Source organism: Micromonospora sp. NPDC048909, assembly GCF_040649635.1.
GTDB lineage: Bacteria > Actinomycetota > Actinomycetes > Mycobacteriales > Micromonosporaceae > Micromonospora.
Map to the genome: position 1 here is coordinate 478618 of NZ_JBEZFU010000005.1, position 21191 is coordinate 499808.

General features: G+C 72.1%; 20 protein-coding genes. 4 read left to right on the forward strand and 16 right to left on the reverse strand.

Annotated elements, in window-relative coordinates:
- Positions 1–123 precede the first annotated feature (123 nt).
- Positions 124–1446, reverse strand: a complete 1323-nt coding sequence (locus tag AB0C04_RS17110) for a radical SAM protein (protein ID WP_357054954.1) — start codon at positions 1444–1446, stop codon at positions 124–126.
- A 208-nt stretch (positions 1447–1654) separates the two neighbouring features.
- Between AB0C04_RS17110 and sodN the strand changes: the two genes are divergently transcribed.
- Entirely contained in the window at positions 1655–2059 is a 405-nt protein-coding gene (sodN, locus tag AB0C04_RS17115; RefSeq protein WP_357054956.1) for a superoxide dismutase, Ni, read from the forward strand.
- 36 nt (positions 2060–2095) lie between these two features.
- Here sodN and AB0C04_RS17120 read toward each other — a convergent pair whose 3' ends face one another.
- The 5 genes from AB0C04_RS17120 to AB0C04_RS17140 all read right to left on the reverse strand — a co-directional run bounded on the left by AB0C04_RS17120 (position 2096) and on the right by AB0C04_RS17140 (position 5958).
- Positions 2096–2884 carry an ABC transporter permease gene (locus tag AB0C04_RS17120; RefSeq protein ID WP_357054959.1) on the reverse strand — a complete coding sequence of 263 codons (789 nt, stop codon included), beginning with the start codon at positions 2882–2884 and terminating at the stop codon, positions 2096–2098.
- Entirely contained in the window at positions 2881–3861 is a 981-nt protein-coding gene (locus AB0C04_RS17125; protein ID WP_357054962.1) for an ATP-binding cassette domain-containing protein, read from the reverse strand. Before AB0C04_RS17125 ends, AB0C04_RS17120 begins: the two co-directional genes overlap by 4 nt.
- Positions 3862–4005: 144 nt before the next feature.
- Positions 4006–4851: a DUF4097 family beta strand repeat-containing protein gene (locus tag AB0C04_RS17130; RefSeq protein WP_357054965.1), complete on the reverse strand. Its 846-nt coding sequence runs from the start codon at positions 4849–4851 to the stop codon at positions 4006–4008.
- Between the two features lie 36 nt (positions 4852–4887).
- Complete coding sequence (locus AB0C04_RS17135; protein ID WP_357054968.1) at positions 4888–5427, reverse strand: toxin-antitoxin system HicB family antitoxin; 540 nt, start codon at positions 5425–5427, stop codon at positions 4888–4890.
- Positions 5428–5520: 93 nt separating this feature from the next.
- Positions 5521–5958, reverse strand: coding sequence for a nitroreductase/quinone reductase family protein (locus AB0C04_RS17140; protein ID WP_357054971.1), 438 nt, complete (start codon positions 5956–5958; stop codon positions 5521–5523).
- 281 nt (positions 5959–6239) lie between these two features.
- Between AB0C04_RS17140 and AB0C04_RS17145 the strand changes: the two genes are divergently transcribed.
- The gene (locus AB0C04_RS17145; RefSeq protein WP_357054975.1) at positions 6240–8432 is read left to right on the forward strand and encodes an FUSC family protein; all 2193 of its coding nucleotides are present in this window, start codon (positions 6240–6242) and stop codon (positions 8430–8432) included.
- Here AB0C04_RS17145 and AB0C04_RS17150 read toward each other — a convergent pair.
- The 7 genes from AB0C04_RS17150 to AB0C04_RS17180 all read right to left on the reverse strand — a co-directional run bounded on the left by AB0C04_RS17150 (position 8410) and on the right by AB0C04_RS17180 (position 16088).
- The gene (locus AB0C04_RS17150) at positions 8410–8973 is read right to left on the reverse strand and encodes a TetR/AcrR family transcriptional regulator (RefSeq protein WP_357054978.1); all 564 of its coding nucleotides are present in this window, start codon (positions 8971–8973) and stop codon (positions 8410–8412) included. The two genes, AB0C04_RS17145 and AB0C04_RS17150, sit on opposite strands and share 23 nt — an antisense overlap.
- The gene (locus tag AB0C04_RS17155; protein ID WP_357054981.1) at positions 8963–9430 is read right to left on the reverse strand and encodes an SRPBCC family protein; all 468 of its coding nucleotides are present in this window, start codon (positions 9428–9430) and stop codon (positions 8963–8965) included. Before AB0C04_RS17155 ends, AB0C04_RS17150 begins: the two co-directional genes overlap by 11 nt.
- A gap of 35 nt (positions 9431–9465) precedes the next feature.
- Entirely contained in the window at positions 9466–10086 is a 621-nt protein-coding gene (locus AB0C04_RS17160; RefSeq protein WP_357054984.1) for an L-threonylcarbamoyladenylate synthase, read from the reverse strand.
- Between the two features lie 81 nt (positions 10087–10167).
- On the reverse strand, positions 10168–11373 hold the full coding sequence (locus tag AB0C04_RS17165) for a hypothetical protein (protein WP_357054987.1): 1206 nt from the start codon (positions 11371–11373) through the stop codon (positions 10168–10170).
- Positions 11370–11555: a hypothetical protein gene (locus AB0C04_RS17170; protein ID WP_357054990.1), complete on the reverse strand. Its 186-nt coding sequence runs from the start codon at positions 11553–11555 to the stop codon at positions 11370–11372. Before AB0C04_RS17170 ends, AB0C04_RS17165 begins: the two co-directional genes overlap by 4 nt.
- A gap of 85 nt (positions 11556–11640) precedes the next feature.
- A complete protein-coding gene (locus AB0C04_RS17175; protein ID WP_357054993.1) occupies positions 11641–12912 on the reverse strand; it encodes a GDSL-type esterase/lipase family protein in 1272 nt (423 codons plus the stop codon).
- Positions 12913–12956: 44 nt separating this feature from the next.
- Entirely contained in the window at positions 12957–16088 is a 3132-nt protein-coding gene (locus AB0C04_RS17180) for an amidohydrolase family protein (protein WP_357054995.1), read from the reverse strand.
- Between the two features lie 255 nt (positions 16089–16343).
- Between AB0C04_RS17180 and AB0C04_RS17185 the strand changes: the two genes are divergently transcribed.
- The gene (locus AB0C04_RS17185) at positions 16344–16643 is read left to right on the forward strand and encodes a hypothetical protein (RefSeq protein WP_357054998.1); all 300 of its coding nucleotides are present in this window, start codon (positions 16344–16346) and stop codon (positions 16641–16643) included.
- Between the two features lie 62 nt (positions 16644–16705).
- Here the strand turns inward: AB0C04_RS17185 and AB0C04_RS17190 are convergent, their stop codons facing one another.
- Positions 16706–17932, reverse strand: coding sequence for a low temperature requirement protein A (locus AB0C04_RS17190; protein WP_357055001.1), 1227 nt, complete (start codon positions 17930–17932; stop codon positions 16706–16708).
- 267 nt (positions 17933–18199) lie between these two features.
- On the opposite strand from AB0C04_RS17190, the gene AB0C04_RS17195 reads away from it, so the two are divergent.
- Positions 18200–19639: a PKD domain-containing protein gene (locus AB0C04_RS17195; RefSeq protein WP_357055004.1), complete on the forward strand. Its 1440-nt coding sequence runs from the start codon at positions 18200–18202 to the stop codon at positions 19637–19639.
- A 47-nt stretch (positions 19640–19686) separates the two neighbouring features.
- Here AB0C04_RS17195 and AB0C04_RS17200 read toward each other — a convergent pair whose 3' ends face one another.
- Both AB0C04_RS17200 and AB0C04_RS17205 read right to left on the reverse strand, forming a co-directional pair.
- On the reverse strand, positions 19687–20184 hold the full coding sequence (locus AB0C04_RS17200; protein ID WP_357055007.1) for a hypothetical protein: 498 nt from the start codon (positions 20182–20184) through the stop codon (positions 19687–19689).
- A gap of 151 nt (positions 20185–20335) precedes the next feature.
- On the reverse strand, positions 20336–21169 hold the full coding sequence (locus AB0C04_RS17205) for an SMP-30/gluconolactonase/LRE family protein (RefSeq protein ID WP_357055011.1): 834 nt from the start codon (positions 21167–21169) through the stop codon (positions 20336–20338).
- Positions 21170–21191: the final 22 nt, after the last annotated feature.

Sequence of the window (21191 nt, forward strand, 5' to 3'; positions counted from 1 at the left end):
CACAGCGTCGGAGGCCGGCGCCGACCTCGCCCTCTTACTTTCGGCGGAGCGAGCCGTCGCCGGATCGGCCTTTTGCCAGATCCGAACGCGTCGGCGAGCACCTAGGGTCTCGTGGGGTAGCGGTCAGCTCTCGCGAACCGCCGGCTCGGCGGGCAGGCTGTCCATGAACGAGCTGACCGAGAAGACCGCCCGGCCGGGGCCGGCGGGGCCGTACCCGGGCGGGCTGGACAGGCCGTTGGCCTCCATGGTCGCGCGGTAGGTCTCCAGCAGCCGGATGTGGTACTCAAGCGGCGCACCATGCGGGTTGGTCCGGCCCAGCGGGGTGGTGGGCTCCGGACACCAGGTGGTGAACCGTGGGGTGATCCCGCGGGACATGAAGTACTGCAGTCCCTCGGCGGTCGAGTCGATCGCCTCGTCCACGGTGGCGAAGCCGTGCGGGGCCGCCATCTCCACGCCGGCGACGAAGTTCGGGATGACGTTGCGTGGCCCGAAGATCTCGGCGGAGTCGAGGATGCGCCGGTGCCACTCCTCCCGGCCCACGTAGCGCTCCTTGCCCGGGCAGTAGAGCTCGAAGAGCCGCTTGTCCCACACCTCGTAGTTGGGGTGGTAGATCCGGATCCCGTAGTCGTGGAAGCGCTGCACGTCGGCCCGCGGCAGGGCCTGGGCGACCACCTTGCCGATCCACCGGCCCGGGAACCGCTCCTCGATCGCCTGGGCGTAGCGGCCGTAGAAGTCCGCCTCGGCCAGCCCGTCGACTCTCGACGTGATGCTGCCGCCGGTCAGCGTGTACGCCTGCGAGGTGCGGTCCTGGTCGTACCGGTCGATGATTTCCAGCGCTTCGAGGACCTCGTCGACGGGCTTGACTCCGGTGTACGGGCGGCCGGCCTGCTTGTGCTGACGCCAGTTGTGGTTGATGTCGCAGTACTGGCACTCTTCCTTGACGCCGAAGTACTGGCAGACCCGGAACGCCGTCAGGTAGATCAGGTAGCCCCACTGGATCGTCGGCGCGACCTCCATCACCGACTTGCCGTTGGCGAGCGTGTGCCGGTAGTAGTCCGGCATCGGGGGTAGGCCCACCTCGGCGATCGCCCGGCCGTCCAGGAACAGCATCAGCCGCCCGTCGTCGTCGGGCTTGACCCGGTAGGGCGAGTCGGGGTTGGTGCGCACCGACACGACCGTCCGGCGCAGCTCGTACGGGCCGCCGGTGAGCACGATCTCCTCCGGCGGCCGGCGCAGCGCGGCGGCGCCCAGCTCGGGCAGGGTCCGGTGGTCGAACGAGAAGATGAAGTACGACTTGGGCTTGACGTCGCCGTGCTCGTTGTCGGTCAACGCCGAGTCGTCGAAGGCCAAGCCACCGCGCAGCAGGTCCTCCTTGATCACCGCCTCACGTGGCACGTGAGGAAAGCGTCCCATCAGGTCTTCGATGAGATCCGTACGAGACTGCATGCGCACTCCCTGTCACCTGTTCGCGAGAGCCCGACCCGCTCGGGCCCGGACTCAAGAGGCGAAACGTAACACTCCCCCACGCCGACAATTGCCCGTCTGAGATCCAGTTCACGACGGTTGACTTGAAGCTGGATTCAGGTTCTAGCGTGACGTTCTCCACCGATCAGCACCGACCTCACCCGCACCCTCAGTCGAAGGAAAGAAGCTGATGCGACTTACCCGTCTTCTCACTCCCCGCGTCGTGGCGAGCGCCCACTGCGATCTGCCGTGCGGAGTTTATGACCCGGCTCAGGCGAGAATCGAGGCCGAGTCGATCAAGGCGATCTGCGAGAAGTACCAGGCCAGCGACGACCCGGAGTTCCGGACGCGCTCCCTGCTCATCAAGGAGCAGCGTGCGGAGTTGGTCAAGCACCATCTCTGGGTGCTGTGGACCGACTACTTCAAGGCGCCGCATTTCGAGAAGTACCCCCAGTTGCACGGTCTCTTCAACCAGGCCACCAAGCTGGCCGGGGCCGGCGGCGCGAAGGGCTCCGCCGACCCGGACGTTGCAGCCGAGCTTCTTGCGAAGATCAACGAGATCTCGGAGATCTTCTGGGAGACCAAGCAGGCCTGATCGAACTGCGCGGCCCGAGGCGGCGGCGCCGGTGGACTACAGCGCCGCCCGGCGGTGGAACGACCGCTTCGCCCACAGGTACGACAGCAGCGCCACCACGGCGCACCACGCCAGAGCGACGACCGCGCTGCTGCCGATCCCCGAGCCGAGCAGCAGCCCGCGCAGCGTCTCGATGACCGGCGTGAACGGCTGGAGGTCGGCGAACCACCGCAGCCCGGCCGGCATGGTGTCGGTGGGCACGAAGCCGCTGCCCAGAAACGGCAGGAGAGTCAGGAACATGGGCAGGTTGCTGGCGGTCTCGACGCTGTCGCTGACCAGGCCGAGCGCGACCGACAGCCAGATCAGCGCGAAGGCGATCGCGGCGAGCAGGCCCACGGCGGCGAGCCACTCGACCGCGGTGGCGTTGGGGCGGAAGCCGATGGCCAGTGAGATGCCGAGCACGACGGCGATGCCCAACATGGTCTGTACCAGGCTGCCGAGGACATGTCCGGTCAGCACGGAGGCGCGGGAGATGGCCATCGTGCGGAAGCGGTCGACGATGCCCTCGGTCATGTCCATCGCGACGGAGATCGCGGTCCCCTGCACGGCGCCGGTCACGGTGAACAGCAGGATGCCCGGCACGATGTAGTTGATGTAGGCGGCGCGGCCGCCGCCGCCCGCGAGTCCGGCACCGAGCGTCCCGCCGAAGACGTAGACGAACAGCAGCAGGAAGACGACGGGAAGGCCGATCAGCATCCCGGTCAGCGAGGGGTAGCGCTGGATGTGACGCAGCTGTCGGCGGAACATCGTTGCCGAATCGGTCAGGGTGTACGCGAGGCTGGTCATCGGTGTCCCTCCATGATGGCGTCCCGCGCGGCGGCGGACGCGGGCGTGCCGGTGAAGGCGAAGAAGACGTCGTCCAGGTCGGGGGTGTGGATGGAGAGCCGGTCGACCTCGACCTGCGCGTCGTCGAGCCGGTCCAGCACCTCCCGCAGCGAGCGCACGTCGCCGTCGCTGGGGATCTGCAGGGTGAGGGCCTCGTCGTCGCGCTGCGCGACGGCGAGCGTGCGGGCGGCGCTGTGCAGCGCGGTGGGGTCGGTGAAGCGCAGCAGGATGTGCCCGCCGGGAATGCGGCGCTTGAGCTCGTCGGGGGTGCCCTCGACGACGATCCGACCGTGGTCGAGCACCGCGATCCGGTCGGCGAGTTCATCGGCCTCGTCGAGGTACTGGGTGGTCAGGAACACCGTGACCCCCTCGGCGACGAGCCCGCGGATGATCTGCCACATCGCATGGCGGCTGCGGGGGTCGAGGCCGGTGGTGGGCTCGTCCAGGAAGATCAGACGCGGGTCGCCGACCAGGGTCATCGCCAGGTCGAGCCGGCGTCGCATGCCCCCGGAGTAGACGGCGGGCGTCTTACGCGCCATCTCGCCGAGGTCGAAGTGTTCGATCAGCCGGGCGACGCGGCGTCTGCCCTCGGTGCGGCCGAGATGGTGCAGGTCGGCCATCAGTTTGAGGTTCTCCTCGCCGGTCAGGAGGTTGTCGACGGCGGAGAACTGGCCGGTGACGCCGATCGCCGCTCGTACCGCGTCGGGCTGGCCGGTCAGGTCGTGGCCGGCGACGCGGACGGATCCGCCGTCGGCGGGCACCAGGGTGGACAGGATCCGCACCACGGTGGTCTTGCCCGCGCCGTTCGGCCCGAGCAGCGAGAAGACCGTCCCCTCGGAGACCATGAGGTCGATGCCATCGAGGACGACCTTGTCCCCGAACGTCTTGCGCAGGCCGGACACCGAGATGGCCGGGCGGGTCGCGATGGTTGTCGCCATTGCTCCTCCATAGATCAAAGGCGTTGCACGGGTACGGAGGGCGCGCGCCATCGCCGGTCGGGCCGATGGAGCCGACCGGGGGTACGAGGCCACGCGTTCTCCCCGGTCGCGGCGGGTCGACCGCGACCGGACGGACGAGAAGGGTCAGGAGCGGCGGATGAGGATGTCGCCGAAGGCGGTACGGGCCCGCACCTCGGCCTGCTCGTCGGTGTCGGCCGGACCGGCGGCGGCGTCCAGCTCGCTGCGGACCTTGCCGAACTGGGTGTGCAGGTCGAGTCGGGCCGCGGTGCCACGCCGGATACCGACCTCGATCCGCCCGGCGGCGGTGCGCAGCGTCGCCGATCCACGAACAAGCTCACCGACGCGGATGTCGCCGTTGGCGGTGTTCGCCGTGACCGAGGCGGCAGCGTGCTCGGCGGCGACGTGACCATTGGCGGAGCGAGCCCGAAGCTCGCCGGCGGCATCACCGATCCACGTGTCGCCGTTGCCGTTCTTCAGCATGGCGCGGCCGCCGACGGCGCGGACGCTGAGCTTGCCGGAGCCGGTGGTGATGTCGGCGTCGCCGGCGACGCTCTCGGCGATGGCGGCACCGAGGCCGGTGTGCAGGGTGAGCGCGTCGGTGTCCTCGACCTGGAGGTCACCGGCACCGCTCTTGAGTCGGCAGTCGGCGAGCGCCCCGGAACAGCGGACTCCACCGACGCCCAGCTTCGCCTCCACCCCGGAACCGGTCGGCAGGTCGATGGTCACCTCGACGGTGCCGGGCTTGCCGAAGATCCCGAAGTTGGGTTGTTTGGGGCCACGGATCACCAGGCGGCCGGACGCGTACTCCACCCGGGTCTGCTCGGCCGCGCGGACGTCCCGGTCGTCGGACTCGTCGGCTGGCCGTACGTGCACGACGGTGTCGGCACGCGGGCCGGCGGTGATCCGCACGTCGCCGCTGACGAATTCGAGCGAGGCCGAGATCGGTCCGGGAGTGTCGAAGGATGGCATCATGCTTCCTTTCAAGAAGTGGTCGGGCAGGTGCCGCTAGCGCACCCATCCCGTGAAGCGCTGGCCGTGGCTCGGAACGCCGGACGGCCGACTCTGCTCGGGCCGCTGGTGCTGGCCGTCGGCGTCGACGGCCCGGGCCGCGGCCCGGATCAGCCAGGTGTTGATCGATACGCCGGCCCGAGCGGCTGCCTGCTCGACGCGGGCCTTGAGGTGCTCCGGTAGGCGCAGGCTGATCCGTACGGTCGCCTCGTCCTCGCCGTCCGCGGGAGCCGGCGGCAGCGGCTCCGGCGCGGGCGGCACCTGCGCCTCCGTCTCGTCGGCCCACCGATCTGCCGGCGGTGGCACCACGACGAAGCTCGGCTCCCGGTTGCGCAGTCGAAGGTCGACAGATCCGGGCGCGAGGTCCCGGGTGATCTCCGTGGCCGCCTCGGAGAGCGCGTCCAGCAGGGCGAGCCGGATCGCGGACTCCAGCGGCGCGGTCAGCCGCTCTGCCAGCTCCCGGGCGTCGTCGCCGCCGGCGGCCGCGGCCACCGCCAGCTCGTGCCGGACGGCGTCGACGTAAGCGCGAAGTTCCATGACGCCATCATGGCATCACCGTGATGCCATCCGCAAGGGTGGTGGCATCACGGCCGTTCGACGGGAGGACGCCCAACGCCAGCGTGGGGAAAATCAGGGCGAATCAAGATCGATGCGGACCGTCAGCGGGCTCGTGGCCACCGCCCCGGAAGTGCACAGGCAGAGCCGGCGCGCGAGCCCGCTTCGGGCGAGAATCCGCTGGCGCTCGCGCGGGTCGTCATCGTGGAGAACGTGCGCCGTGCCGGTCCGCCAGCTCGCCCGCGGCCCGCCGCCCACCTTGACCCGGACGCGGGGGTCGGCCTCCAGGTTGCGCACCCAGTCGGCCCGGCGCCCCCGCTGGGAGACCAGCCAGAAGGTGTCCCCAATCAGCCCGTCGCACACCGGGGTGTAGCGCGGTTGTCCCGTGCGGCGCCCGGTCGTCTCCAGCAGGGCGTCGCCGGGGATCGGGAGTCTCAGGTTCCAGGCGAGCCTGACGATCGGGTTGACCAGGCGCTGCTGGAGCCCGCTTCGGATCGTGGTCGGCCAGGACACGTCAGGACCCGCCGGTCCGCGCCGACGGGCAACTGTGCTGCCCACACCGGTTGCCGAGTTGCGTCATGCCCTGTCCTGTCGAGGTGTTCAGGTCGGCCGTGACTGCCACCGTAGGCCGGCTTTTCCGGCCGGGTGCCGGAAGCGCCGTCGACCTACCCGGTCGACGCGCCGCCCCGCTCCGGGCGGGGATGATTCAGCCCGAAATGCACCGGTGCACGCAGGTCCGGTGAAGAATGGAGGACCGGGGATGAGATGCGTGCGACGAACCCGGGAGACCAGGCGTGCTCGGAACCAGCCTCCTGGGCCGGCTTCGCCACCGTGACCCGGGGTACGCCGCCCTACGGCGCGCGGCCCGACTGACGCTGGTCGCCTCGAGCGTCTTCTACGCCTGCCGATACGGCGCCGGTGATCCGCTCCTGGCCACGTACGCGCTGTTCGGCACGGTCGCCGCCGGGATGTTCGCGCAGCTGCCCGGCCCGGCGCCGCAGCGGGCCCGGATCCTGGTCACCACGCTGCCGGTGGCCTGGGCGCTGGTCGCCGCGGGCACGCTGCTCGCCTGGAACACCTGGGCGGCCGCCGGCGGGATGCTGGTCATCGGCTTCGCCGTGGCGTTCGGCGGGGTGGGCGGCCCGCGTCTGGTCGGGCTGGGCAGCGCGTTCCAGCTCTTCTACATCCTGGCGTCGTTCCCGCCGTTCCAGCCGGGCACCGTGCCGCAGCGGCTGGGCGGCGTGACGCTCGGCATCGTGCTGCTCGCCGCCGCCGAGGTGGTGCTCTGGCCCGACCCGGTCCCGATCTCCTACCGGCAGCGGCTCGTCGACGCGGCGGACCGCGTCGCGGCGTTCCTCGACGCCACGGCCGACGCGCTGAGCGAATCCACCGGCCGGCGCGAGCGCGACGTGCGGCATGATCGGGCGACCGAGGCGGTCGCCCGGCTGGAGCTGGGGCGGTTCCCGCCCACCGAGGCGCCGACCGCCGCCGATGCCCGCGACCGGGCGCTACGGATCGCCGGGGCGGCGTTGCGGGAGGTGTTCGTCAAGGCGGACCGGCTGACGTCGGACGTCCCGCCGGAACCGATCCCGGACCTGGCAGCGGCGCGCCTGCTACGCTCGTGCGCCGACACCGCCCGCGCCGCCGGGCCCGGTCTGCTTCCGGGTACGCAGCCGGTGGCCCTCGGCGATCTGGACGCCGCGATCGGGCTGGCCGAGGCGGCGTACCCCACCAGCCCGGAGGTCCGGGGCGAAGGCCCGCACGTGCCCCGGCTGTGCCGGGACGCGACCGCGCTGGCCCTCGCCGACCAGGTACGGGTCTTCGCCGTCGCCACCCGGGTGGCCACCCGGGCCCGGCCCGGCGACGACGACCTCGGGCTGTTCGAGTACGTGCGGCACGGACCGTGGACGCTGTACTCGCGGCAGTTCCGGTCCCATCTGACGCTCCGCTCCGCCAATCTGCACAGCGCGTTGCGACTGGCCGTGGCGCTGGCCGCCGCCCGGGTGGTCGCCGGCACGTTGCAGCTCACCCACGGATTCTGGGTGCTCCTGGCAACTCTCACCGTGCTGCGGACCTCTGCCGCGGACACCCGCACCGCGCTGCGGCCGGCGGTGGCCGGCACGATCGTCGGAGCCGTCGGTAGTGGCCTGCTGATGCTCCTGGTCGACAGCCAGGTCGTCTACGCCGCGGGCCTGCCGGCGATCATGCTGCTGGCCTTCGGCGCCGGTCGCCTGCTCGGCCCGGCCTGGGCGCAGGCCATGTTCACGGTGCTGCTCACCTTCGTCTTCGCCCAGCTCGCCCCCGAGGGGTGGCGGCTCGCCGAGGCCCGCCTGGTGGACGTCCTGCTCGGCGGGGTGATCGGCGTGCTCGCCGGCGTGGCGATGTGGCCGCACGGCGCGAGCCGCGACCTGCGGCGCAACGTCGCCCGCTACCTCGTGAACAGCGGGGACGCGGTCGAGCAGACGGTCGAGGCGGTGCTCGGCGGGGGGCGACCGGATCGGGCCGTCGCCCGGGTCAGCCGGAGCATGACCCTCGCCGACGCGTCCTATTGCCAGTACCACGCCGAGCGGCATGCCCCACCGGGCCGCGACATGGACTGGGAGTCGGCACTGAACGCCGGTCACCACGTGGTCCAGGGGGCCGAGTCGCTGTTGCGTCGCAACCCACCCGGCTGCCTGGCCGGCTGGCCGGGCGCGGCGGCACAGCTGCAGAGTGCCGCCGGGCAGTTGCGCTCGGCGTTCCACGAGGTCGCGGACGACCTCGCGCACCGACGGACACCGACACCGCCTCCTGTCGCCACCAGCTGCGCCGACGAACTCGACCGGATCCGTCCGTTGCTCGACGAGCCCGGCTCCCGCGCCGAGCTGCGGCACCTGGTCGAGGTCGATCTGTGGCTCACCGACCTCGCCGACAGCCTCGCCCGGATCCGGCCCGCGCCGGACGGTAGCGACCGGCCGGGCCGGGTCAGTCGATCCGCGGCGCGGTGATGAGCTGCGCGAACAGCTCGGCGGCAGCGTCGAGGAGGTCCCGGTCGCCGGTGATGAGCAGGTCCAGCAGCAGGCCGCGGGTCGCGGCCAGGCCGAGGCGCGCCCGGCGGCGGGCCTCGGCCGGCTCGAAGCCGAGCTGGACGAACATCTCCTCGACGGGCCCGGTCCAGGCGGCGATGACCGAGGTGCGGAACGACTTCGTCCACGATCGGTCGTACAGCGCCTGGGCGTAGATCTCGAAGAAGAGCCGCTCCGCCGATGCCAACGCCGGGTCGGCGAGGCGCTGCCAGAACTGCCGGCTCACCGCCACCGGGTCGTCGTCTCCGGCGACGAGCGAGACGAGCGCGGCGCGCTGCTCGGTCTCGACGAGCCGGACGACCTCGGCGAGCAGGCCCTCACGGCTGCCGAAGTGATAGATCAGCATCCGGTGGCTGGTGCCCGCACCGGCGGCGATCTCCCGCAGGCTGAGCTGACCGAACCCGGCCTGCTTCAGGAAGGTGACGCACCGGTCGAGCAGCGCCGCCCGGGCGTCACCGGCCACCGGTGGATGCCGCCCCGTCGCCGGCCGGCGACGGCGCGTCCGTCTCGGCGGCCGCCTTGAGCCCGGCCGCCTCCATCCGCATGTACCGGCGGGTCTTCGCCGCGGTCAGCAGGGCGATCAGCCGGGCGAGCGTCCCGGTCTGCCGGATGCCGAGGCTGATCCGGGTGGTTCCGTCCGCCTCGGCGTGCAGGCTGTGCTGGGCGACCGTGCGCACACCGGGGGCGGTCGCCGCCCAGGCGAAGGAGACGCCCGGCTGCACGTCGCAGACCCGCCAGACCGTCGTCGGCAGGCCGGGCTGGCGAATCCGGAACCGGTGGCCCACGGTGAGCGCCCCACCGTCCAGCGGCTCCACCGACGACATCGACGCGGTCCACCGCGGATAAGTCGTCACGTCCGCCAGAGCGGCCCAGGCCCGGTCGAGGCCGGCCGAGGTGGTGATGGTCTCCGCGTAGTCCATGTACCAGATGGTACATGGACTACGGCGAATGGCGGCTACTCGAAGCGGGACGGGTCGCCGGCCCCGCGACGCAGGATCACCGGCTCGTCCTCGGACAGGTCGACCACGGTCGTCGGCTCCTTACCGCCGTCGCCGTCGTCGATGACCGCGTCCAGGACGTGATCCAACCGCTCCTTGATCTCCCACCCCTGGGTCATCGGCTCCTCGTCGCCGGGCAGGATCAGGGTGCTCGACACCAGCGGCTCGCCCAGCTCGGCCAGGAGCGCCTGGGTGACCACGTGGTCGGGGACGCGCACGCCGACCGTGCGCTTCCTGGGATGCATCAGCCGGCGCGGCACCTCCTTGGTGGCCGGCAGGATGAAGGTGTAGCTGCCGGGGGTGCTCGCCTTCACCAGTCGGAAGACCGAGTTGCTGACGTGCACGAGTTGACCGAGCTGGGCGAAGTCCTGGCACACCAGGGTGAAGTGGTGCCGCTCGTCCAGGCGACGGATCTCCCGGATCCGGTCCAGGCCGTCCCGGTTGCCGAGCTGACAACCGAACGCGTAACACGAGTCGGTGGGGTAGGCGACCAGTCCACCGTCCCGGATCAGGTCGACGACCTGACGCAGGACGCGGGGCTGCGGATTGTCCGGGTGCACGTCGAAGTACCTCGCCATACGCCGAGACTAGTGCGGCCCGGAGGACCATCGCCCACCCGGACCGCGAACCCCGGCCGCCCCGGGTCGACCGCGCGGGTGCTAACTCGGGTAGCGCGGGATGATCGGGGTGTCGTTGATGCCCGGACCGAAGAACTTGAACACCACCAGGTCGGTGTCGCCGGTGTTCTCCACCGGGTGCGGTGCCGTCGCGGTGGCATGGCTGACCAGCAGCTCGTCCGAATCGGCGTCGCCGGCCCGGACGTCGTGGCCGCAGTACCGCCCCGTGCCCGACCAGACCAGGATCGAGTACACGCCGCGTTCGGTCGTCGAGTGGCTCGCCCCGGCCGGGACGACGAGCTTCTTCCCGGAGAACTTGGTTGTGTTGTAGAAGATCCACCATTCCCGCCCGCCGGCCGGCTCGCCGGCGTCGACCGGCCGCGGCGTCAGGTGGTTGTGCTCGTAGAAGAACGGGTCGCCGTTCAGTTCCCACTCCACGAAGCCCAGCGGAAAACGCTCCGCGTGCTCGCGCCGGTCCTCGGGGCGTACGTCCTTGAAGAGCAGGTCCTTGGAGATGATCCGGCCCGCGTTGAGGGCCTGGAACATGGCGAAGACGTCCGAGTCCTCCTGGAGCTCCACGGTCAGCGCCGTGCCCGGCGCGTGCAGCACCCCCGACCGGACCTGGAATCCGTCATCCGGCACCTGCAACTCGGCCCGCGCGTGGCGGAGGATCAGGTCACTGTCCCAGTCGACGAGGTACGGCAGCAGCACCTCGTACGACCGCTCCCGGGCGATCCACGGGTGCACGCCGAAGAACGTCTCCGGACGCGGGCCGGTGTCGACGCCGGCCGGGAAGTAGTACGCCTCGTCCTTCGACCGGCGCCCGACCAGCTCCGCGAAGCGTTGCGGCGGATGGACGTGGTACGGGATGCGGGCGCCGTAGTCGAGCAGCTTCGCCAGGCGGCCCAGACCTTGCGGGTGGGTCGCCGCGTACGCCTCGCCCATGACGGCCGCGGGGTCGGCGTCGATCGCCTCCCGCAGGGTCAACCGCCGTCGCCCGCTGGCGTCGACGAGGTGACTGAGCCCCTCGTCGGGCGGGCCGACGCGGTTGTCGGCCCGGGTGGTCGAGCCCAGCCACCGCTCGCAGAGGTAGCCCCGCTCGCCGAGGTCGTACGCGTCCTCGGGCAGGCCGAGTCGCCGGCCGGGCGGCACCAGGTCGCGCGCGACGAACGCCGGCGCGAGGCGCAGCACTCCCCCGCCCTCGTTCAGCAGCTCCTCGACCAGCTCTCGGGGCCCGCCGCCGGTCATCCCTTGAGCCCGCTCATCGAGATGCCCTGGATGAACCGGCGCTGGAGCAGCAGGAACGCGACGATCATGGGAGGCGTGGCGACGACCGAGCCGGCCATCAGCAGGTTCCACCACGTCCGATTCTTGACCACGAACAATGCTAGGCCGAGCGACGCCGGGTACTTGTCGGAGCTGGAATTCACGATGAGCGGCCAGCGGAAATCTTCCTGCCGGGGCGCACCGGTGTGCCGGCGTCACGGATCGGGCGCCAGCACACCGGCGCCGGTCTCACACCCCGGCGGTGCTGGGCGTGAGCCCGAAGACGCTCAGCGGAATCGACTCGCCGAGCACCCGGTCGCCCGCCGCGTTCGGGTGGTAGCAGTCGTAGCGCCACGGGCCGTGGATGACGGTCGGGTCGTCCGGGTCCTTCAACACCGCGTCGAAGTCGAGGACCGAGTCGAAGACGCCCGAGGTGCGGATCCACTGGTTCACCGCGAGCCGGGTCTGCTCCTGGACGCTGCCGGCCGGGTTGCACATCGGCAGGATCGTCGCACCGATGATCTTGTGTCCGGCGGCGTGCACCCGGGCGGCGATGTCCCGCATCGCGCCGATCACCTGCTCCGGTGGCGCCGACGGGGCGTTCGCGCCACCGCCGATGTCGTTCGTGCCCTCCAGCAGGATCACGTACTCCACCCCCGGAAGGGACAGCACGTCGCGCTCCAGCCGCAGCGGCGCCGGCGGCCCGCAGCACTGGCCGGTCGGGTCGTACGGGTTGGGCTGGACGCTGACCGTGTTGCCGCTGATGCCGGCGTTGGCCACCGAGAGCTGCCGACCGGGCGGCAGCGTGTTGATCCGCTGGGCGAGCACGTCGGTCCACCGCGGTCCACCGCCGACCGCCTGGTAGCCGTCGGTGATGGAGTCGCCGAGCGCGACGATGGTGCCGCGGGCCGGCGACCGTCCGGCCACCGCGTCCACCCACCACAGCGTCCCCGGGCGGAACGCGCCGTACGCCCGCCCGGTCGTGTCGAGGGTGGCGTCGCCGGGCCCGACCGACAGGAACGAGCCGGGGGTGTCGGTCTCCGGTGGCGGGAAGCTGTGGTCGTTGACCGGCCCGCCCGGCGCGTGGACGCTGACCGCCACGTGGTCGCCGGCGCGGACGTTCAGCCCGACCGGATCCGACCAGACACTCGCGCCCGGCGCGACGGTGACGCCGCGGGCCCCACGGAAGGTCAGCGACCGCACCGACCGGGGCAGCAGCGCGGGGTCGTCCACGCTCGCCTGCAGACCGACAGAGGCCGACCGGACGCGGAGCGCGGTCGCGCCGAACGGGTTGCCGAGCCGGACCCGCAGGTGCTGGCCCTTGGCGGTCACGGTGAGCACGTTGCGGACGGTCACGTCGGGCGAGGTGCCGTGGACACCCTGCAACGCCGACTCGGTCAGCGTCACCTCGCCGGGTCGGGGGCCGCTCGGCGGTCCCGCCCCGGCCGGGGTGGCCGGCGCGACGAGCCCGGCCAGGACGAGGACGGCGGCGACCGCCGCGCTGATGACGGGTCTGCTCATGGCTCCTCCAGTCGTGACGCCCGGGCCGCTGGGCGACGCCCCGGTCACAGCTCCGCGCAGCACGAGTGCCGGCTCTCGTCGACGTAGTGGGGGTCGTGCCACCAGTAGCGGGCGTTGTCCGGGTGCTCGGGCACGGCCGGCAGCAGGGTGTTCAGCGGGGTGGCGGTCGTGCGCGCGGCGGCGCCGGCCTCGAAGGGCGCGAGCAGCTCGTCGACGCTGTGCAGCACCCCGTTGGCCATCGTCTGCCGGACGTTGGCCGCCTGGTCGATGTCGGCGAGCGGGTCACCGCCGAGCACCACCAGATCGGCGTAACCGCCGGGCACGACCTGCCCGATCGGCTCCTCGAGGAACTCCCCCGGCCCCCGGGTGGCGGTCGTCAACGCCTCGTACGGGCTGAGCCCGTACGCGACCATCGCCCGCAGGTTGAGGTGCAGGCTGACCGCGTTGAACGCGATCGGCGAGTCCGTCCCGGTGAGCACCCGGCCGCCGCCGCGCACCATCGCCGCCACCTGCGCGACCTGCCGGGCCAGGTTCTCCCGGTTGGCCGTCTGGTCGGTGGTCTGCGCCGTGGTGACCGCGGCCTGCAGGGCCGCGTACTGCCAGGAGGGGTAGAGGGTGCGGACCCGGCGGTCGGTGACCAGTGAGGTGTCCTCGCGCAGCAGGGTGTTCGCCCCGAACAGGGTCGGCGTGCGCGCCGCCCGGGAGGTGTCGAAGATGTCGATGACGTCCTGGTAGCCGGCGCCGATCGCGGTGACCGTGCGGGAGTAGCCGAACCGGTTCGTCGCACCGGTGTGTTCCATCCCGTCGCTGCCGAAGGCGAACGCCGGGTAGTGGTAGTGGGAGGTGGCGTGCACCCCGTGCCGGTGCGACCACTCGACCACCGCCCGCTGCCACGCGACGGGCAACCGGACGTACGCCTTCATCAGGTCGTAGTCCAGCGCCCCGGCCCGTTCCAGCTCCAGCGCCAGTTGCCGCTCGTCGAAGGTCGGGCGCATGAAGTTGTAGAAGATTCGGGCTCCGTCGACCGCCTCGCCGGTGGCGAAGTACCGCGGCCCGATCCGGGCCCCGGACTGCACCGACTCCCGCTCCTCGACCATGTGGTACGCCGGGCTGCCCGGTGACCGGGTGGTGGTGACGCCGAGGGAGAGCCACAGCCGGTTCTGCCGGGCGCCGTAGGCGTACCCCTGCATCTCGCGGTGGTGGTGCATGTCGATCAGACCGGGGGTGACCACGGCGTCGCGGGCGTCGACGATCCGGCCGTCGCGGCCGGGTCGGGACTTCTCGACGGCGACGATCCGGTGCCCCTCGACGACCACGTCGACGTCGGCGCGCAGGCGTGGGCCGACGCCGTCCCACAGCCGGCCGGCCCGGATCACCGTACGCCCGCGTGGCCGGCTGTTGGTCCAGCTCAACCCGACCGGCACGGTACGCGGCGCACCGCCGTCGGCCGGCACGAGCCGCAGCCGGCCGTTGTTCAGGTAGAGCAGCGAGCCGGAGTCGCCGCTCCAACTCGGCGCGTCGGTGACCTCGTGGGTGACCTGGCGGGGCGGCCCGGCGAAGGTGCCGTCGGGGTGGACGTCGACCACCCAGAGCACGCTGGCCACCACGAACGCCATCCGCCGGCCGTCGGGCGACCAGACCGGGCCGTCGTCGCCGCGGGTCTGGATCGACCGGTGCGGCATCGGGTCGACGTAGCGGGCGGCGCCGGTGCTCCGGTCGACCAGCAGGATCTTGCTGAGCCCTTCCCGGTAGCGGGCGGAGTAGGGCACGACGGCGGCGAGCGCGATGACCGCGCCGTCGGCCGACCAGGTCGGGCGGCCGGGTTCGAAGGTGGCCGCGAAGACCGGCTGCACCGCCCCGGACGCCACCTCGACGGTGTAGAGCGCGCCGTTCTGGTCGAGGAACGCGAGCCGGTCGCCCGCCGGCGACCAGGTCCCGGAGACCGCCGCCGCGTCGGGCAGGTTGGTCAGCTGCCGCTCCGCGCCGGTACGCAGGTCGCGCAGCCAGATGTCCAGCTTCCCGCCCCGGTCGGTGGAGTACGACAGGTAGCGCCCGTCCGGTGACCACGCCGGGTCGCAGGTCCACCAGTCGTCGCGGGTGAGCGGGCGGGGTGGCTGCCCGATGGTCATCAGGTAGATGTCGTTGAGCGCCCGGAAGGCGACCTGCCGTCCGTCCGGCGAGAGCACCGGGCTGCCGATGCCCACCACCGGCCTGCGGGTGGTCGAGTCGAAGTCGCGCCGCCGCTTGCGATAGCGGGGTGTGGCGACGGTGACCGCGGCGGCGAAGCCGACCTCCTGGCGGCGGTCACCGTCGAGCCGCCGGCGGCGGATGCGCCCGTCCGCGGTGTAGACGAACTCGCGCTCGGAGCGCCAGGACACCCGGAACGGGTAGGTGTCCTCGCCGGTCACCAGGGCCGCGCCGTTGCGCCACAGCTCGCTACGGCCGTCCAGCAGCCGGTGGTAGACCAGGTCACGGCCGTCCGGGGTCCAGGTCGGGCTGTGCAGGACCGCGCCGGCCGGGGCCGTCACCGCGGTGCTCCGAACGCCGCTGGCCAGGTCGACCACGTCGATGCGGGTGTTGGCGACGACGAAGGCGATCCGGCCGCCGTCCGGGGACCACGCCGGCTCGTACTCCTCGACGCCGGTGTCGGCGACGGGGGTGATCCGGCCGGTGTCCACGTCGAGCAGGTGGATGCCGTAACTCCCGGACAGGTCCGAGGAGAAGGCGATGCGCCGGCCGTCCGGCGAGAAGCGGGGCTCCCGATGGTCGTACGGGCCGTTGGTGAGCTGCCGCAGGCCGGAGCCGTCCGGCCGGATCAGCCAGAGGTTGAAGCTGCCGTCCCGGTACGACTGGAAGGCGATCGTCGAGCTGTCCGGCGCCCAGTCCGGCTGGGCGATGTCGAACAGGTCGCTGGTGAGGCGCCGGGCCGGACCACCGGACGCGGGCAGCACCCACAGCACGCTGACCAGGTCCATCGCGATCATCCGGCCGTCCGGGGAGAGCTGGGCGGCGACGTCCGTGCCTTGCCGCAGCCGTACCCGTCGTTCGTCCGGTCGGTGCGCGTCTTCCGCGCCGCGGGCGGCCCGGGCCGGCTCGACCTCGGCGATCCCGCTTCCCGCCAGTGCCGCCGCGCCGGCCGCTCCCGCCAGCAGGTCCCGCCTCCGGACGCCCGTCATGATGCCTCCCCGTCGAAGCCGCTGATCGAACATCTTTGATCCTTGCGACCGGGCGAGGTGCGGCACAGCTCCCGGGTGCACCAGTGCGGCCAGCGGGCGGCCGGCAGCGGCGATCGGCCGATTAGGCGCGGAAAGCGGTCGACGAAAGTTTCCTTCAATCGATGCCGTCAGGCGGGACGGTGCGGGACGACGCAGGTTCGGGTTGCCCGCATGTCGGCGCCCACCTGGCGAACGAGAGACAGCAGAATCGCTGAGATGGAACAGCATGTGCGGCGCGCCGACGAGCTGGCCCGAACCGTCGCCGCACGCTTCGCGGCCGAGGGGCTGGTCTTCGACTACGAACTCCAGCCGTACGACGGGGGGTGCATGATTCATGTCGATCTCGCGGACGGCGACGGCTTCACCGTTACGGTCGCGCGCACCGACCCAGCCACCTGGATCGAGGTGTTGGACCCGGAGGACTATCACCTACCGCCCACGTCGTTGCCGCACTACGCGCTCCTGCGCGCGCGTGGGACTCGACCCCGGGACGCGTGGAACCTGGCCGAAGGCTGATCCCGCCCGAGGTCGACCGCCTGCCTTCGTGGCGCGCGGACACCTACGGGTTCGGGCCGTCCTCAGGGCGGCGGGGCGGCCGGTTCGGGTTCCCGGCCGCGCGCGCGGCGCAGGTCCGAGGCGGCGACCCCGAGCAGTACGCCGGTCGCCACGGCACCGGCGGCCAGCGGCGGCACGTGGAGCAGCGCCGGCGTCAGCGCGCCGAGCGCCACCAGGCCGGCCAGCCGGGACCGGGAGACCCGGCCGAAGACCTGGAACTCCAGGGGCGCCCGCCCGATCAGGAAGAGCGCCGGCCCACCGAGGATAGCGAGCAGCCACGCCGGTTCCAGCTCGCCGAGCGGCTCGGTGACGATCAGCTCGTAGCCGACTCCGGCGACGACGATGCCGGCGATCATCGGCAGGTGGGTGAAGGCGACGGCGAAGCCGATCTGGGGCGGCCTCCGCGCGCTGCCGATCGCCTCGCTCAGCAGCTGTCCGGCCCGGAAGAAGTAGATCTGCCAGAACAGCACGGTGCCGGCGAGCCCCAGCGCGAACCCGGCCGCCTGCGGAATGTCGAACGGGCTACCGCTGAACGCCACGCCGATGGTGAAGATCACCTCACCCAGGGCGATCAGCAGGAACTGCTGGTAGCGCTCGGCCAGGTGACCGCCGGCGATGGGCTGGGTGCCGAGCCGGTCGCGACCCAGCCGTGGCACCGGCGACCCCCAGGCCCAACCGATGTACTCCAGCAGGAGGGCGCCGGCCCAGAGCCAGCCGCGCGGCGGCCCGGACGGCACCAGCGCACCGGCGATCCAAAGCGCCCCGCTCGGTACCGACCAGACGAGAGACCGGATGGCGAACCGTCCCTGCGGTACGCGGCGTGTCGCGATCCCGTAGTAGGCCGTCCTGGCCACCTGGACCGCGACGTGCGCGCCCGCGAAGACCATTGCGCGCTCACCGAACCCGTGCGGCACCGCCACCGCCATCACCATGCTGCCGACCATCGTGATCAGCAGTACCACCCGGACCACCGGCACGTCCGGATCCAGCCTGCTGGTCGCCCAGGTGGTGCTCGCCCAGGTGATCCAGAGGGCCAGGAAAAGCAGCAGCGTCTCGACGCCCTCCGCGAAGGGCATCTGCCCCTCGGTGGTGAGGTCTCTGATCAGGCGCTGGGAGATGCGGGTCAGCGCGAAGACGTACACGAGATCGAAGAGCAGTTCCAGGAAGGTCGGCCGTTCCGGGGTGGCCTCGCTGCGCTCGATCCGGATGTCCGTCATCGGCCGGCCGGACCGATCGGGCCGGTCGGGCATCCACCCACGGTGGCCACCGCGCCCTCCTTCGTCGCTGATCCCACCGGGGAAACGAGTGACCCGACGTTGACGCGACGCTGGCCCCTCCGCCGGCGAATCCGATCGGGTGACGTCGTGCGCAGCCGCAGCCCTTAGCCCTGCGTTAAACCTCGGCTATAGCGGCCTTAGCGACGACCCCGCCACGGTGGGACGATCGACGGTCGCCACTGCCCGCGAAGGGTCGCGGCGCAGGTGGCGGCCCGGTCCACGGAATCCAGGAGGAGTTCAGTGGTCAGACGCACTGCCGCGCGGATCGCCGTCGCGTTCACAGGGGTGATCACGCTGCTCGTCGTGGGACAGACCGCGGCACACGCCGCGCCGGTCAACGACGACTACTCCGCCGCCATCGCGGTGGAGACACTTTCCTTCACCACCACCATCGACACCCGCGGCGCCACCGCGGACCCGACCGACCCGACCGGTTGCCACAACAACGCGTCGGTCTGGTTCAGCTTCACCCCGGCCCGCGACGGGCGGATCCGGGCACACACCATCGGCAACGACTACGAGGCCGCGCTCTCCGCCTGGACCGGCGAGCAGGGCGCGCTCACGCAGGTGGCCTGCCACTACGACAACGGCGGCCAGTACGGCCAGGTCTCCTTCGCCGTCACCGCCGGCACCACCTACCACTTCATGGTCGGCGCCTGCTGCGGCGACGGCGGCACCGGCGGCGGCACGCTCCGGTTCTCGCTCGACCAGTTCGAGGCGCCGGCGAACGACGACTTCGCCGACGCCATTCCGGTCGGCGCGCTGCCCTACTCGAACAGCCAGGACTACCGGGGCGCCACCGGCGAGACCGGCGAGCCGCGGCCGTGTGCGCCCGCGTCCCACACGGGCTGGTACTCGTACACGCCGACGACCACCAGGTCGGTCACGGCCCGGACGAACCCCGGCCACGCCGGCGTCACCGCGTACACCGGCTCGGCGCTCAACCAGCTCTCGCTGGTGGCGTGCAGTCCGCTCTACAGTTACCAACCGCTGACCTTCGTCGCGCAGGCGGGTCGGACCTACCTGTTCCAGGTCGGTTCGGACGGAAGCGCCGAGCACGCCTTCCAGCTCGACGTCGCCCCGCAGCCCACCGCCGAGTTCTACCACTACCCGAGCGAGCCGAGCTCCTACGACCAGATCAGCTTCAGCAGCTCCGCCTGGGACTCCGCGGGGCTGGGCATCTCCTCCTACGCCTGGGACTTCGGGGACGGGACGACGTCGACCGAGGCGAATCCGGTCCACCGGCTGGGCACCGACGGCGATCACACCGTACGGCTGACGGCGGAGACGCCCGACGGGCGTAGCGCCTCCGTCTCCCACGTGGTCCAGGTGCGCACCCACGACGTGGCGATCGTGCGGATGACCGTGCCCAGGACGGCGCGGGCCGGGCAGACCATCGCGGTCGACGTCCACATCCGGAACACCCGGTATCCGGAGACCGTCCAGGTCGAGCTGTTCCGCGGCACCCCGACGGGCTACACCCCGGTCGACTCCGCCAGCCAGCCCGTCCCGGTCAAAGCCGGCGGCAAGACCACCCGCTTCTCGTTCGCCTACATCGTCACCAGCGAAGACCTGGCCACCGGCAAGCTCACCCTCCGGGCCACCGCCGACCCGAGCCCGAGCCGGGACGCCCTACCGGCGGACAACGAACTGCTCTCGACGCCGATCAGGATCAGCTGAGCAGGCGGCGCCCCGGGTCGGTCAGGCCCGGGGCGCCGACGCGTGGCTCACCGGCTGCCGTGGGCATAGGTCAGCGGGACGGCGACGGTGGCATCCGCGCCGACCGTGACTCGCAGCTCCGGGGTGAGCTGGTAGCCGGGAACCGGTTGGCCGCTCACGAGGTAGGTGCCCGGGTCCACCGGGACGGTCACCTGGCCATCCGGGCCGGAGTGTCCCCGGGCCACGAAGTCCCGGGTGGTGGCGCGGATCTCGAAGCCGGTGCCCGGTCGGGGCTTCGGGTCGCAGCGCGGATCGGGTGTGACCACGATGTGCCCGCACTGCTCACCGAGCTGGGTCGTGATCCGCAGGACGCCCTGGGCGGTGCGTCCGGGTTCGCCGGTCGTCGGGCCGCCGCCCGGTGCGGTGCTCGTCGGACCGCCGCCGGGAACGGCGCCGCTCGTGGCGCCGCCGCCGCTCGTCGTATCGGGGCGCGGCGCCGCCGGCGCGGAGCATCCCGCCGCCAGCAGGACGGCGGCGACGGCGATGACGCCCGGCCGGTTGGCCATGCCCCAACTCTACGACCCCGAGCTGCCTGGACAGCGGCCTGACGCAATCGTCAGCAGGTGACCAGGTTCGGGCCGGGACCGGCCCGGGCGCTGTCGCGGCGAGCTCGTCCTCGCCGCGGCCGGCGCAGCCGGCGCCGGTGGACAAAGGGGGTCAGTGGCCGGCGGCGAACCGGGCCGGTGGCAGGCCGCGTACACCGACATCCGCGGTGAACACCGCCCCCGAGACCTCGACGCCGTTGGAGCGGCCGGTGGTGACGAAGAGGGTGCGCAGGTCCGGGCCGCCGAACGCGAGATTGCTGACCAGCGGCGCCGGCAACCGCAGCGCCCGGTCCGGCACGAGGTCGGCGGTGTACCGGACGAGCAGCCCGGATCCCCAGAGCGCCACCCAGACGCCGCCGTCGGCGTCGACGGTGAGTCCGTCCGGGTGCGCGACCGGCACGGACGCGACCGGGTGCCCGTCCAGCGCGTACGCGGTGACGGTGTCGGCGAACGTGTCGGCGTGGTAGAGGATCCCGCCGTCCGGGCTGGTGTCCACGCCGTTCGACGCGCCCACGCCCCGGGCGAACACGCGGTGGTCCAGGTCGGGTGTCACCGCGTGCAGACGGGCCCGGTCGGCGCGGGTGCGGTCGATCGATCCGACGTAGACGGTGCCGTCGCGTCCGCAGACCGCGTCGTTGAGCGCGAGGTCGGCCGGGCCGGGGATGTCGAGCAGGGTCCGGAAGGTGCCGTCGCTCGGGTCGACGCCGCCGAGGTCACGGCCGGACACCCCGAGCCAGCCGCCGCCGGCGAGAGGCAGCAGGGCGCTGATCGGCCGGTCGACACTGACGCCGCGTGCGGCACCGGCGGCCGGGTCGACGGTCCAGAGCATCCGGCCGGTGATGTCCACCAAGTGCAGCCGTCCGGTGCCGTCGTCCCAGACCGGGCTCTCCCCCAGCACACAGCGCAGGCCGCCGACGACCGCCCAGTCGACGACCTCGGGGGTCACGCCGGTCGGGTCGGCCCCAACA

What these genes read in the sequence shown, in the direction of transcription:
- AB0C04_RS17160 (WP_357054984.1), bottom strand. Translation starts at nt 10,086, where the DNA reads ATGGCGAGGTACTTCGACGTGCACCCGGACAATCCGCAGCCCCGCGTC.
- AB0C04_RS17185 (WP_357054998.1), top strand. Translation starts at nt 16,344, where the DNA reads ATGGAACAGCATGTGCGGCGCGCCGACGAGCTGGCCCGAACCGTCGCC.
- AB0C04_RS17180 (WP_357054995.1), bottom strand. Translation starts at nt 16,088, where the DNA reads ATGACGGGCGTCCGGAGGCGGGACCTGCTGGCGGGAGCGGCCGGCGCG.
- AB0C04_RS17165 (WP_357054987.1), bottom strand. Translation starts at nt 11,373, where the DNA reads ATGACCGGCGGCGGGCCCCGAGAGCTGGTCGAGGAGCTGCTGAACGAG.
- AB0C04_RS17125 (WP_357054962.1), bottom strand. Translation starts at nt 3,861, where the DNA reads ATGGCGACAACCATCGCGACCCGCCCGGCCATCTCGGTGTCCGGCCTG.
- AB0C04_RS17110 (WP_357054954.1), bottom strand. Translation starts at nt 1,446, where the DNA reads ATGCAGTCTCGTACGGATCTCATCGAAGACCTGATGGGACGCTTTCCT.
- AB0C04_RS17175 (WP_357054993.1), bottom strand. Translation starts at nt 12,912, where the DNA reads ATGAGCAGACCCGTCATCAGCGCGGCGGTCGCCGCCGTCCTCGTCCTG.
- AB0C04_RS17135 (WP_357054968.1), bottom strand. Translation starts at nt 5,427, where the DNA reads ATGGAACTTCGCGCTTACGTCGACGCCGTCCGGCACGAGCTGGCGGTG.
- AB0C04_RS17130 (WP_357054965.1), bottom strand. Translation starts at nt 4,851, where the DNA reads ATGCCATCCTTCGACACTCCCGGACCGATCTCGGCCTCGCTCGAATTC.
- AB0C04_RS17120 (WP_357054959.1), bottom strand. Translation starts at nt 2,884, where the DNA reads ATGACCAGCCTCGCGTACACCCTGACCGATTCGGCAACGATGTTCCGC.
- sodN (WP_357054956.1), top strand. Translation starts at nt 1,655, where the DNA reads ATGCGACTTACCCGTCTTCTCACTCCCCGCGTCGTGGCGAGCGCCCAC.
- AB0C04_RS17190 (WP_357055001.1), bottom strand. Translation starts at nt 17,932, where the DNA reads ATGCCCGACCGGCCCGATCGGTCCGGCCGGCCGATGACGGACATCCGG.
- AB0C04_RS17200 (WP_357055007.1), bottom strand. Translation starts at nt 20,184, where the DNA reads ATGGCCAACCGGCCGGGCGTCATCGCCGTCGCCGCCGTCCTGCTGGCG.
- AB0C04_RS17155 (WP_357054981.1), bottom strand. Translation starts at nt 9,430, where the DNA reads ATGGACTACGCGGAGACCATCACCACCTCGGCCGGCCTCGACCGGGCC.